We start from the raw sequence: 12,187 nt of genomic DNA on the forward strand, positions 1-12,187 counted from the left end.
GTACAAACAGAACCTCGGCCTTTTATTTATAATTAGTTGGGCGATCTTACTCAACGTGGGTTGTCTCATTTGCAAAGGAAATAATCGCTTCTTTGAGCTCATCTCCACTGAGTGCACGGAATTCTTCAATCTTTTGATCGATGGCTTCTAGAGGCATGACGTTAACCTTACCAACGAAAATCTTATCCATGACTTGGTTATCAACCAATTCGGTCGAAACCAAGAGTTCTTCATAGAGTTTTTCACCTGGTCGGATACCGACCTCAACGATTGGAATTTCACTTTCTGTGTGCCCGCTTAGAAGGACCATTTTCTTAGCCAAGTCGTAGATCTTAACTGGTTTGCCCATATCAAGGATAAAGACTTCTCCGTCCTTAGCATAAGCACCAGCATGGATGACCAGACGGCTAGCCTCTGGAATGGTCATGAAGTAACGTGTCATACGGAAGTCTGTCACCGTTACAGGACCACCTTCAGCAATCTGACGTTCAAAGACAGGAATCACACTACCACGGCTACCAAGAACATTCCCAAAACGAACTGCACAGTAGGTTGATTTACTACGTTGGTTAAAGCCAGTAACAATCAACTCTGCCACGCGCTTAGTCGCACCCATAACATTCGGTGGATTGACCGCCTTGTCAGTCGAAATCATGACCATCTTAGGTACTTTGGCCTCATCAACAGCCTTGGCAACATTGTAAGTCCCGAGGATATTGTTCTTGAAGGCTTCTTTTGGATTGCGCTCCATCATTGGAACATGTTTGTGTGCTGCAGCATGGTAGATGATAGCTGGTTTATACTGTTCAAACACTTGTAAAAGACGATCATAATCCTGAATATCTGCAATGACAGGAACATAATCAATCCCTTGGAATTTACGAATCAACTCATGATAAATAAGGTAGATTGAATTTTCACCATGTCCAAGCAATACGATACGCTCTGGGTTGAAGCGGCTAATCTGGCGACAAATTTCAGAACCAATCGAACCACCAGCTCCTGTCACCAAGATGGTCTTACCTGTAATTTCTGCACCCAGACGTGATTCGTCAAGGCGAATTTCCTGACGGCCCAAAAGGTCTGTGATATCAATTTTTTGGAAACCACTACCCGATTGATGTAAGCCTTGAACGACTGTCTCAACTTTAGGCATCTTGTAACATTTGACACCTAGTTTATTACACATCTGCAAGATACGTTCATACTCTGATGGATCGAGCGAAGGAATTGCTACGATAACACGCTCGATTTGGTGACGTTTGGCCAATTCAGGTAGATTGTCATAAGAGCCTAGGACTGGGATTCCACCTAGTTTTTGCCCTTTTTTCTTTTCATCATTGTCCAAAATCCCCACTATCTCAAGCTCACTGGTTGGATGTTGGTAGCTATTCATAAAGAGGGCACCACCATCTCCCGCACCAATCAAGAAGGTACGGCGATGCTCTCCATCTCCACTACCCTTTTTACGTTTAGAATAAATCAACTGCCAGGTGATGCGAGGAAGCAAGATGAGGAAGGTACTCAACAAAATGAAGAGCACGATGAAACGGATAGAAAATAATGGAAGAAAGGCATAGCAGATTCCATAAGAAAGAACACTACTGAGTGTCACTCCAAAAAAGATTTTCATAAAATCCGTAATCTTACTGTAGCGACTAATACTAGCATTCAGCCCCCAAAATGCAATTATGATTTGATAGAGAAGGAAGGCTAAAAGAGTGTAGATCACATAGTCCACAGGCGCAGGATTTATTAGGCCGTAAAACAAGATATAAGACACGATGATGGAAACCACCATACTCAGAATATCAAATATCCCCCAAAATACTTGTTTTTGCTGTTTATTTAAAATTTCAACCAGATCAATCACGTAATCTGTTAGTTTTTTATTCATAGGAATTTACTCCCCCTTAAAAGAGTCAGATGATACTATTGTTATGATAACCCGAATCGTTCAATCTATCAGGTCTTACTTGCTCTTTCTTAAAAGTTTGACAAAGATAAACTGACGAACAAAACCTGGACAAAGTGCAACAATTGCCTGAATGAACATACTTTTAGCATATTCCCTGTAAGAAATTTGCCCTCGCTCCAGCATCCGTTGGCGAGCTTGACGATAGAATTTAAGGTAACGCAAGCCACCTCGACGCTCAAACATCCCGGCACCTACGCGAACCTTACACAAGATTTGATCTAGGTTGCCAGTCTTGGCACCTGCCGTAATCATATTGAGCCAAAGGAGATCATCCTCCATGTAAAGTCCGTCTTCGTAGTTGCCCGCCTTGAGGACCATGTCCTTTTTGAACATGACTGTCATATGGTTAAAGGCGCTTCTCATTCTCTGATAAGCCACAATGTCTGCGTGCTGAGTTGGAACACGACGATAAGACACAATCTCATCTGGATTATCAATAAACTCTGCAATCTGCCCGCCTAAGAGATCGAGATTTTCTTTCTCCATTAGCTGAAGCTGTTTCTCAAAACGATCCGGAACGGCTAAATCATCCGTATCCATGCGGGCAATAATGTCATACTGGCACTGTAAAACACCGTATCGAAGAGCCAAGCCTAAACCTTGATTCTCTTCTAAGGGGCACCGTTTAACTGGAATATCTGACTGAGCTTCCACTTCATCTAGCACCTGATAGAGCTCAGGCGTGAGGGGACCATCCTCAACAAGAACAAGTTCACTCGGTTTCAAGGTTTGATTTTGAACACTTTTGATAGCATCTCTCAAAAACGTCGGGTTTTCCTTTACATAGACCGACATCAAGACGCTGATTTTTTGCTTTTCAAGCACCGTTTTTCTCCAATATATAGATTTCCTTCCACTATTTTATCACAAATTTTCTCACTTTCCTATTTTTATATCAAATCAAGGAAAATTCTAGTAAAGAAATGTATCTCCTTTCACTCTATTATCGCTTAAATCAATCGAACTTTCTTAGCTGTCATTACTTGACATTATATAGAAAAAACCTTAAAATAAGCTGTTAATAAAATCATCTATTCGAGGTTTTTATGAAAAAGCAATCACTCTTTTTTATCCTAGGAATTGTCTTAATCGGGACTGTTTTACGCTCTCCTTTTACTGCTCTTCCAACCATTTTAGGAGATATCGCTCAGGGACTAGGAGTGGAGGTTAGCTCTCTCGGGATTTTAACTAGCTTCCCTCTCTTGATGTTTGCTCTTTTCTCGGCTTTTGCGAGTCGCTTGGCAAAAAAAATCGGGTTGGAACATCTCTTTACTTACTGTCTGCTCCTCTTAACTGTTGGCTCTGTCATTCGTATCTTCAATCTTCCCCTTCTCTATCTAGGAACTCTAATCATCGGAGCAAGTATCGCCATTTTCAATGTACTCCTCCCAAGTATGATCCAGGCAAATCAGCCTCAAAAGATTAGTTTCCTAACAACTCTCTATGTCACTGCCATGGGGGTTTCAACTGCCATCGCTTCTTATCTTTCGGTCCCTATCACCCAAGCTAGTTCTTGGAAAGGACTCATCCTCGTTCTCAGCTTTCTCTGTCTGGTCACTCTGCTAGTCTGGTTGCCAAATCATCGCCACAACCACTACCTAGAAGGCCAAAAAGAAAAGCAAGTCAAAGAAAACATTCTAAAAAGTAAAGATGTATGGGCCATCATTATCTTTGGTGGTCTTCAGTCCTTGCTCTTTTATACGAGCATGACCTGGCTGCCAACGATTGCTATTAGTGCTGGTCTTTCTAATAGTGATGCGGCTCTTCTAGCTTCTATCTTCTCGCTAATCAGCATTCCTTTTTCAATGACTGTTCCAAGTCTGACAACTCAGCTGTCAGACGGCCACCGTCGAATCATGCTAACAATTATCTCTATCGCTGGTATGACAGGAATTGCCATGCTCTTTTATCCAAGTAGCAGTTTCCTCTACTGGTTAGTCGTCCACCTCTTGATTGGAACGGCCTGCAGCGCCCTCTTCCCCTACCTCATGGTTTGCTTCTCTCTTAAAACCAGTTCACCTGAAAAGACAGCCCAGCTGTCAGGACTAGCGCAAACAGGGGGCTACATCTTAGCAGCTTTTGGTCCTACCTTGTTTGGTTACAGTTTTGAACTTTTCCAATCTTGGATCCCAGCTGTCCTTGCCCTACTAGCTGTTGATATCATCATGACCGTCTCACTCTTTATGGTAGATCGGGCGGATAAAATTCTTTAATTTTTCTAAAATACTTCTCAGATATAAACAATGCAAAGCCGGACAGAGTCTGGCTTTTTAGGCGTTTCTAGCAACAAAAAGCACCATCCATCTGTTAGCAGAAAGATGGCATTTTTGATATAATAAGATGTATAGAAACTAATTATCATGCAAAAAATAAATTAGTTTATAAGACAGCTACTATTTCAAACGAGGTACATAGAATGGATGAACAGAAATACAATTTGGATCAAAGTTTAGCAGAGTTAAATATGCTCCTTAACTTATCAGCCAAGGCGACAGATAAGGCTAGCCGTGAAACTCTAGCAGAAAAAGCCAAAATAATTTATGAGCAATACCCTAAATCAGAAGACATTGCGTTGCGATATGCTATGGCTTTAGTCAGACTATCAATCAAACAGACTAAAGCTGTTGAAACTGTTGAGATTGCTAAAGAAATTAAAGGTATTTACAAAAAATTCAATGAGCCCCAAGATATTGCTTTACAATATGCTAGATCCTTAGTTAGCCTATCTGCTAAAAATATTGAAGCTGGAAAAATCGCTGAGATTGCTAAAGAAATTAAAGGTATTTACAAAAAGTTCAATGAGCCCCAAGATATTGCTTTATATTATGCTATGGCTTTAGCCAATCTATCATCTGAACAAACTAAAGTTGAAGAAATCGCTGAGATTGCTCAGAAAATTAAAAATATTTACAAAAAGTTCAATGAACCTCAGGGTATTGCTTTATCGTATACTGTGGCTTTAGTCAATCTATCATCTGAACAGACTAAAGCTGAGGAAATCGCTGAAACTACTCAGAAAATTCAGGTCATATACGAAAAGTTCGAGGAAACTGAAAATATTGCTCTATATTATGCTACGGCTTTATCCAATTTGTCACTTGAGCAAACTAACATAGATAAATTGAATGATACGGCTTCTAAACTAAAGAAAATAGCTTTAAATTTTGAAAAAAATGAAGATATCACTTTATACTACGCTGAAACTCTTGCCAAAATTATCACCAAACAACAAAATGAAGAGGAAAAACTTGAAATAATAGATAAACTAAAAAGACTACACGATAGATTTGTACAATCTGAAGAAATCACTGTACAATATCTTACAGCTCGGATGGATTTGGTAAAAAACAATCAAATAAAACAATCAAATCTCCTAAACGATATCTATCAATCTTTAGAATCTATTCCGAGTATCAAAATTTTAAATATGTTCATCGGAATACTCGAAAACGAAGAACAATTTAAGCAGGAGCAAGTTCAGATTTCCACTACTAATATCGTAAAAGCTCTGGATAAACTTTGCTTTGATTCATCTATTGAAGAAGAAAAAGAGGAAAAAGAGAAAAATTTGCTTATTCGTACCTTAAAACTTGGTATCATCTCCGATACTAAATACGATATTTTAAAAGACTGGATAGAATATTACGGAGAAGACTCAAAAAAAATCAATAAGCTAATTAAAATTTACACGCTTGTCCAAAAAATTAAGTATGAGCTTGGATTGAAGGCCGAAGATAAAAATAGAAAACTGAAATTTGGTCACTATACTTCAGGAAAAGCACTCCAAAGCATACTAGGAAAAGAGGATAAGGCTCCATTCTCCATCTCAGGAAAGACACGCCTGAATAACGCCAACTATATGAACGATCCTGAAGAAGGGGTTATTCTAGAAGATATTTTAAAATTAGAAAAACGTAATCCTTTAGAGCCTAGCTCTTGGTTTTTAATGAGTTTCACTAGCAAAACAGACGACCTAGATATGTGGTCGCAATATGGAAATAATGCAGAAGGAGTCTGTATTGTACTGAATGAAAATGATTTTGCTCGTTATCATTCACTTAGTGACCTTCCTTGGTATCAAAAAAACTCAGATAAGCAAACCGGTCATAAAATGAATTCAAGTGTTGAAATTCAAAATGATACCTCTTCAAATGAATCCAACATAGAGATGACGACTAGGGGCAATGATATTACACAAAATTCTGAAGAAAAACATTCTACTCCGAATACTACTCAGGATTATTTATATCGCGTAGCCTATGTTCATTACTCCAATGACCAATTCGACATCGAAGAAACTGAACTATTTAGCAATGAAGAAGTAACGCGATTAAAAGGATTGTTAGTAGATTTAAAATCAGAATTAAAGAACTATAAAAATTCAGGGGATTCATTCTATAAAAAAGCTATCGCTGACTGTATAGAAGAAATCCGCTACCTATTCAAATCGGTGGATTATAAGTATGAAGAAGAATTGCGTATTTTGCAATATGCTAAACTAAGATCAGATAATGACAAGATAAAAATTGATTATTCTCCTGAATTCGGTAAACTTTATCTTGAGAGAAAAGAAAACATTCAAATCGATGAAGTCATTTTCGGTCCTAAGTTTCCAAATCCTGAATACGTGACTCCTTTATTGAAACTTTTGGATAAGGAAATCAACTATAAGATATCTACGATAAAATTTAGATAAAGTCTGACAACATCCTCTAAACTTCTAGTTTATACTAGGAGTTTTTTATATATAAAATTTTTACACATATTTCTTGACAGGGCTTTCAACTTGAGATACAATATATTTGAAAAGAGTATATATAAAAATTTTATATAATATAAAGGAGGTTTCCCATGTACTTCCCAACATCCTCTGCCTTGATCGAGTTTCTCATCTTGGCTGTACTGGAGCAGGGAGATTCTTATGGTTATGAGATTAGTCAAACCATTAAGCTCATCGCCAATATCAAAGAATCTACGCTCTATCCCATTCTCAAAAAATTGGAAGCCAGTGGCTTTCTGACCACCTACTCTAGAGAGTTTCAGGGGCGTATGCGCAAATACTACTCCTTGACCAATCGGGGCGTAGAGCAGCTCATTACTCTAAAGGAAGAGTGGACGCTCTATACCGACACAGTCAACGGCATCATAGAAGGGAGTATCCGTCATGACAAGAACTGACTATCTGACTCAGTTAGAAACCTATCTCCATAAACTACCTGAAGCTGACCGCATCGAAGCCATGGACTACTTTAAGGAACTATTTGACGATGCAGGATCAGAGGGCGAAGAGGAACTCATTGCCAGTCTAGGAACACCAAAAGAAGCGGCTCATGATGTCCTCTCTAACCTCCTCGACAAGAAAGTCAATGAAGCCCCTGCTCAAAAGAATGACCGCCAACTGCTGCACATTGCACTCTTGGCCTTACTAGCAGCCCCTATCGGCATTCCTGTTGGAATTGCAATGATCTTAACCATCATCGGGCTTCTTATCGCGGCTGTCTCCGTCATTTTAGCCTTCTTTACCGTCTCTGTGACGGGTATCCTGCTAGGTGGACTCTTTATCGTAGAGAGCTTTAGTGTCCTAGTCGAAGCCAAATCTGCCTTTATCTTAATTTTTGGGGCTGGTTTGCTTGCTATCGGTGCTTCTTCCCTTGTTCTACTGGGCATCTCCTATGTAGCTCGTTTCTTTGGCCTCCTGGTCGTCCGCTTGGTGCAATGGATTCTTAAAAAAGGAAAGAGAGGTGACAGACATGCGTAAATTGACAAAAGGATTTCTCATCTTTGGTGTGGTTTCCACGATCCTTGGTTTTATCATGATCATTGTAGGCGCCCAGTCCAATGGTATTCAAAGTTTGCTTGCCATGTCAAAAGACCCTGTCTATGACAATCGTATCGAAGAAGTAACCTTTGGAAATGAAGTGGAAAAACTTGATTTGACCCTTGAAGAACACAGCCTAACCATCACAGAGTCTGTAGATGACAAGATCCATATCACCTATCATCCTTCCGTGTCTGGTCGTCACGATCTGACTACTGGCATGAGTGACAAAACACTAAGCGTCACTGACAAACAAGCCTCCCAACATCGTTTTCTCGGTTCAGGAATCGAAGGCCTACTTCGTATTGCCAGCAGTTATTCTCACCGTTTTGACGAAGTCATTCTCTCCCTACCGAAAGGAAGAAAGCTGCAAGCTATCACCGTCTCAGCCAATCGTGGACAGACCACTATCATTAATGCTAGCCTTGAAAATGCGACCCTCAATACAAACGGCTATCTCCTCCGAATTGAAGGAAGTCGTATTAAAAATAGCAAATTCACAACGCCCAATATCATCAATATCTTTAAAACAGAACTGACAGATAGCCAGGTCAAGACGGAGGGAGGACACATCTATGCTGAAAATATCAAGGTCCGCGGTAAGGTAGAACTAGACTCTCATAACCACTTAAGACTCTTTCTTTCTAAGACAGAATTCGATCGTATCAATTTAGACATTTCTTCCCAGCATGGTGGTATTTATCATAATGCACAAAGAGAACACCCTCGACAAAGAGAGAATGAACTTACCAACCCCTACAAGACAGACAAAGCAGATGTCAAGGACCTGCTCATTATAAAAGCCAATCAGGATATCTACCTACCTAAGGAAGAAGAATACTCTGCTCCACCTAGAAATCATTGACAAAAACGCTTTCATCTGCTAGTCTAAAGATAGAAAACAACCATAAAAAAGGAGGTTCCACCATGACACAAGAATGGTTTGAAAGTGCCGATCTTGAGAAGAAATCACCTCAGACGAAATCGGAAAACCAGCCCAACGAGCCTGAGACTTCAGAAACTGTGGAAACTGAACCACAAGTAAGCGAAGAAACTTCTGTCTCACCTAAAGAGTCGGAAAGGCATGAGGAGGAAGCTCCCGAAATGATTGAGGAAACCCAAACCGAGGAAGAGGAAGAAGGGAAAGCTGAAAAGGAGCACAAGCAAGAAAACCCTGCAAAAGAGAAAAGCATCCTCAGCAAGGCTTTAGAAAGCCCCTATATCCCAGATATTGACCCTCGTAAAACTGCCCGATTAAAAGAAGAAATCACACTATTTTGGACTTGGCTACTGGATGCTATCCAAGAACCAACTGCCTGCAAGACTACGGATCAAAAGCATCGTTACAGTATCTTTGCCCTGCTCACTTTGCTATCCTCGATTAACCTTTTCTTTAGTATCTATCATATCAAGCACCTCTACTACGGCTATATGGCCTCTATTGCCAATAATTTCCCTAATCAGCTCCCTCCTTTAGATCTCTTTGCTGGACTTTCTATCTTGGTCGCTAGCGCTTTGTTTTACTTTTCTATCATTTTGGGAGGCTTTACTGTCCGACGTGTACTGGACCAGGAGAGCGACTTCACCTTCCAAGAAGCTTGCGATCGTTACAGCCGACTCTTTGCTATCCCGCTTGTCCTAACAGCTCTAGCAAGTTTCTTTGCACTCTTTGGTGGCTTGCGATTTGCTGGCATCCTCACTCTTCTAAGCCTGGCCATCTTTGCCCTTGCAAATCTCTTTGTGATTAGCAAGCCAAGTAAGACCAATAGCCTCGACCCATTTTATCGTTTCTTACTAGCTGTCTTACTTGATGGCGCCATTCTCTTACCATTTTTCATTGCAGAGCTCGCGCTGACAGTTGACTACCTTCGCATCCTGACCTTCTTTTAACCAAAATCCCTGCCATTTGTTAATGACAGGGATTTTTATGCTTACTCTTTTTTAAACAAGGCCTACTCGATGCTTGCCAATTCTTCAAAGTCTTGTCCCAAAATGGCTTGTACTTCTAGTTGATTGGCATCTAGTTGGTGGTAAAATGCTGTTGGTAGTGACTCGAGGAATTTTGCATAGTCCAAGCGGGCGATGGATTCGTAGTCTTCTGCTTTTGACCCATCACCAGAAATCGCCACTAGGTCAATCTCCCAAACAAGTTCCTTGCCTGCTAGCTGCTCAGTATAGTGCGCCGGTACAAAGGGTTCCTTTGGCAAAATCGTCTTGACTCCCTGGGCTAGGTGATAGATACCGTGCACCTTACCTTGGGCGTCTGGGTAAAATTTCACACTGGCAAGATAGGCATCAGAACCTTGAACTTTCTTGACCAGCTCTTCAAAACGTGCCAATCCATCTTCAGCTAAAAAGCTCTCGAGGTAGTCCTTGTTGAGATAGATAGGGGACAAGAGCCCTTGGCAGTATACTAGACGAGCCGCCTTATCCGCTAGATAATTCTGAACTGTTTGTCGGAAATAAGCTTCAAATTCAAACCCTTCTAGCCCTTCTACCACTTGCCCCAACTTGCTCGATAAGGCTTGGAGGAGAACCTCTACAATCTCCCAGTCCGCTCTGGTAAGAAAGTCTGGAATCACCACTTGATAGCCTTTTCGACTATCCGCATAGTTCACTTTGAAGAGAAATTGCGACTGGCCTACAATCCCACACTCGATGTACTCGAGACGATTGAGGGGCTGACGGAGATAGACCGCATCATAACTGTGTGACTCCAAGCCCTCCACCAAGGCTAAGATGGACTTGGCAGTCAAGACCTCCTGTTGTCCTAGAATGCTTTCTTTATTTGGGATAAAAAATGTTTTCGCCATAACTGGCCTCCTTTGAAATCGTTTACACATAGTATAATCTATTTTCCTGAAAGATACAGAAACAAACTTTAGTTTTTTAGATATAAAGCATAGAAAAACAGCCCCTAAGGACTGTTTGATGTTATACAGTAGCGACTTGATCCAAGCTTTCACCGATAGCGGCTAGGCGCTCGATTACTTCTGCTTGTGTCAATTCATTTTCTGAAACATAGCGGTTGCGTGGGTGAACACGGCACTCGTGTGAGCATCCACGAAGGTACTTGTCTTCATTTTCTTCTGATGTTAGGATACGACGGTTACAGAAGGGATTTCCACAGTTGACATAACGTTCACATGGTGTTCCATCAAACCAGTCTTTCCCTACGATGGTTGGGTTGACATGGTTGACATCAACGGCGATACGCTCGTCAAAGACGTACATTTTCCCATCCCAAAGTTCACCTTGGACTTCTGGGTCTTTACCATAGGTTGCGATTCCTCCGTGCAATTGGCCAACATCTTTGTAGCCTTCACGCACCATCCAGCCTGAGAATTTTTCACAGCGAACGCCACCTGTACAGTAAACAACGACACGTTTGTCCATGAATTTTTCCTTGTTGTCACGGACCCATTGTGGCAACTCACGGAAGTTGCGGATGTCTGGGCGGATAGCCCCACGGAAGTGTCCTAGGTCGTACTCATAATCGTTACGTGTGTCAAGGACCACTGTATCTTCGTCAAGAAGGGCCTCTTTGAACTCTTTTGGAGACAAGTAAGCACCTGTTGTTTCAAGTGGGTTGATGTCGTTGTCAAAATCGTTGTCTTCCAAACCAAGGTGGACAATTTCTTTCTTGTAGCGAACAAACATCTTCTTGAAGGCTTGTTCACTTTCTTCGTCAATCTTGAACCAGAGGTCTTCCATGCCTGGGAGGCTGTGAACGTAGTCCATGTATTTTTGAGTTGTTTCGTAGTCACCTGAAACAGTCCCGTTAATCCCCTCGTCAGCGACTAGGATACGGCCTTTGAGACCGATTGATTTACAGAAAGCCAGGTGGTCTGCCGCAAATTGCTCTGCGTTTTCAATTGGAGTATAGAGGTAGTAAAGTAAGACACGAATATCTTTTGCCATAAGATTTGTTCTCTTTTCTATTCTTAAATTTTCAGAATTTTTCATTCAACTATACTAGTATACCCACTTGGGAAAACGAATGCAATTTATTTGACCGGAAATTGTAGAAAGAGTCCTACCCCTGCACTTCATCAGTAACCATAGCGAATCGCAGATAATTCTCTCAATTTTTTGACTTGCTTAGCTTGACTTTCTGACAAACTTAGCTTGTTATCAATCAACACACGTGAGATGTCAACATTCATTTGGCTCAGAATAAATGGAGTAGAGGTTCCATCGTCCTTTAATCGTTTTTTATAAATCACTAACTGATTTTTCAGGGGAACAAGTTGAGGCGCAGCCTTTATATCTTCCAATAGATAATCAATGATGGTCATGGCTTCACAACGCCTTTCTCTACCTCCAGCAAACCATTTTAATGGTGTCATTCTCATTTTCCTCCTGAAATTCGCTTATAAATTGAAACACTA

11 protein-coding genes are annotated in these 12,187 nt (G+C 40.8%); 6 read left to right on the top strand and 5 right to left on the bottom strand.

Annotated elements, in window-relative coordinates; all coding sequences use genetic code 11:
• Positions 1-46 precede the first annotated feature (46 nt).
• Both ACVX3R_RS08680 and ACVX3R_RS08685 read right to left on the bottom strand, forming a co-directional pair.
• A complete protein-coding gene (locus ACVX3R_RS08680) occupies positions 47-1,897 on the bottom strand; it encodes a polysaccharide biosynthesis protein (RefSeq protein WP_458794896.1) in 1,851 nt (616 codons plus the stop codon).
• Between the two features lie 75 nt (positions 1,898-1,972).
• Complete coding sequence (locus tag ACVX3R_RS08685) at positions 1,973-2,803, bottom strand: glycosyltransferase (RefSeq protein ID WP_458794897.1); 831 nt, start codon at positions 2,801-2,803, stop codon at positions 1,973-1,975.
• Positions 2,804-3,024: 221 nt separating this feature from the next.
• Between ACVX3R_RS08685 and ACVX3R_RS08690 the strand changes: the two genes are divergently transcribed.
• The 6 genes from ACVX3R_RS08690 (at position 3,025) to ACVX3R_RS08715 (ending at position 9,686) form a co-directional block, all read left to right on the top strand.
• Complete coding sequence (locus tag ACVX3R_RS08690) at positions 3,025-4,191, top strand: CynX/NimT family MFS transporter (RefSeq protein WP_458794898.1); 1,167 nt, start codon at positions 3,025-3,027, stop codon at positions 4,189-4,191.
• A gap of 203 nt (positions 4,192-4,394) precedes the next feature.
• On the top strand, positions 4,395-6,674 hold the full coding sequence (locus tag ACVX3R_RS08695) for a DUF2971 domain-containing protein (RefSeq protein ID WP_458794899.1): 2,280 nt from the start codon (positions 4,395-4,397) through the stop codon (positions 6,672-6,674).
• 155 nt (positions 6,675-6,829) lie between these two features.
• A complete protein-coding gene (locus tag ACVX3R_RS08700; RefSeq protein WP_084852814.1) occupies positions 6,830-7,156 on the top strand; it encodes a PadR family transcriptional regulator in 327 nt (108 codons plus the stop codon).
• The gene (locus ACVX3R_RS08705) at positions 7,143-7,736 is read left to right on the top strand and encodes a DUF1700 domain-containing protein (RefSeq protein ID WP_458794900.1); all 594 of its coding nucleotides are present in this window, start codon (positions 7,143-7,145) and stop codon (positions 7,734-7,736) included. Before ACVX3R_RS08700 ends, ACVX3R_RS08705 begins: the two co-directional genes overlap by 14 nt.
• On the top strand, positions 7,729-8,661 hold the full coding sequence (locus ACVX3R_RS08710) for a DUF4097 family beta strand repeat-containing protein (protein WP_458794901.1): 933 nt from the start codon (positions 7,729-7,731) through the stop codon (positions 8,659-8,661). The genes ACVX3R_RS08705 and ACVX3R_RS08710 overlap by 8 nt, the downstream gene beginning before the upstream one ends.
• 62 nt (positions 8,662-8,723) lie before the next feature.
• Entirely contained in the window at positions 8,724-9,686 is a 963-nt protein-coding gene (locus ACVX3R_RS08715; protein WP_458794902.1) for a DUF6574 domain-containing protein, read from the top strand.
• Between the two features lie 62 nt (positions 9,687-9,748).
• Here the strand turns inward: ACVX3R_RS08715 and ACVX3R_RS08720 are convergent, their stop codons facing one another.
• The 3 genes from ACVX3R_RS08720 to ACVX3R_RS08730 all read right to left on the bottom strand — a co-directional run bounded on the left by ACVX3R_RS08720 (position 9,749) and on the right by ACVX3R_RS08730 (position 12,145).
• Positions 9,749-10,609 (bottom strand): DUF4299 family protein, encoded by an 861-nt coding sequence (locus ACVX3R_RS08720; protein ID WP_458794903.1) that lies wholly within the window; start codon positions 10,607-10,609, stop codon positions 9,749-9,751.
• Positions 10,610-10,730: 121 nt separating this feature from the next.
• Positions 10,731-11,717 carry an oxygen-dependent tRNA uridine(34) hydroxylase TrhO gene (gene trhO / locus ACVX3R_RS08725; RefSeq protein WP_001030023.1) on the bottom strand — a complete coding sequence of 329 codons (987 nt, stop codon included), beginning with the start codon at positions 11,715-11,717 and terminating at the stop codon, positions 10,731-10,733.
• Positions 11,718-11,848: 131 nt separating this feature from the next.
• The gene (locus tag ACVX3R_RS08730; protein WP_458794904.1) at positions 11,849-12,145 is read right to left on the bottom strand and encodes a bacteriocin immunity protein; all 297 of its coding nucleotides are present in this window, start codon (positions 12,143-12,145) and stop codon (positions 11,849-11,851) included.
• Positions 12,146-12,187 lie beyond the last annotated feature (42 nt).

This window comes from Streptococcus sp. 517s, from assembly GCF_054445985.1.